Origin of the sequence: Blastococcus sp. KM273129 (assembly GCF_021698995.1) — a bacterium.
Taxonomy (GTDB): domain Bacteria; phylum Actinomycetota; class Actinomycetes; order Mycobacteriales; family Geodermatophilaceae; genus Blastococcus.
Genome location: NZ_SSXB01000185.1, coordinates 1 through 694, shown reverse-complemented (window position 1 = coordinate 694; position 694 = coordinate 1). Strand labels below are relative to the sequence as shown.

The following is a 694-nucleotide window of genomic DNA, read 5'->3' as shown; positions in this document are numbered from 1 at the left end:
TCGCACAGCAGCCCTGAGTTCTCCAGCGAGGTCTCCCCGCCGTCGGCCCAGTGCACCAGGTGGTGCACGTCGCACCAGTGGGCCGGGGCGTCGCAACCGGCGAATGAAAGGACCCCTCCGCCCCCCGCCACTCGCAGGCTCGCGGCGGGCCCCTGCGGAGGGGCCGGGGTGCGGCCCACGTCCAGCGGCTGCCCTTCGGGGTCGAGCACGATGCGGGTGATGCCGCCGTCGCAGGCCAGCCAGCGGGCCCGGGCGGCGGAGATGGTGGCCTCGAAGCCGAGGGTGGCCGCGCCGGGTCCGGCGGTGGGGTCGATGAGGTCCTCCAGGTCGACCCGGACGACGACGTGCGGCTTGTGGGTGCGCAGGGTCGGCAGGGTGCCGGCGGCGAGCTGGTTGTCGGCGAGTTGGACGAGGGCGTCGGCGGACTGCTGGGCGCGGGTGCGGGTGTCCCCGGCGGGCCGGTCGGCCTGCGCGATGGACTCCACGGCGGTCTGCAGCTTCTCCCCGCCGACGGCGTCGAGTTCGAACCGGCCGCTGACGCTGCCGTCGGCGTGACCAGGGTGAACGACCGGCCCTCGGTGGGGTCGGGCTCGGGCCCGTCGGGGTCCAGCCGGGCCAGGTGGTGGCGCACGACCTGGCGCAGTTCGGCGTGCGGCCGGGTCGCGGCCACCTGCGCGAGCGCCTCGTCCACCCC

At 76.2% G+C, this 694-nt stretch carries 1 protein-coding gene; it reads right to left on the bottom strand.

All coding sequences use genetic code 11. The features are described 5' to 3' along the window. Window positions 1–694 (bottom strand): DUF222 domain-containing protein (locus E9565_RS21950; RefSeq protein WP_308196182.1); only part of this gene is annotated, 694 nt, incomplete at both ends.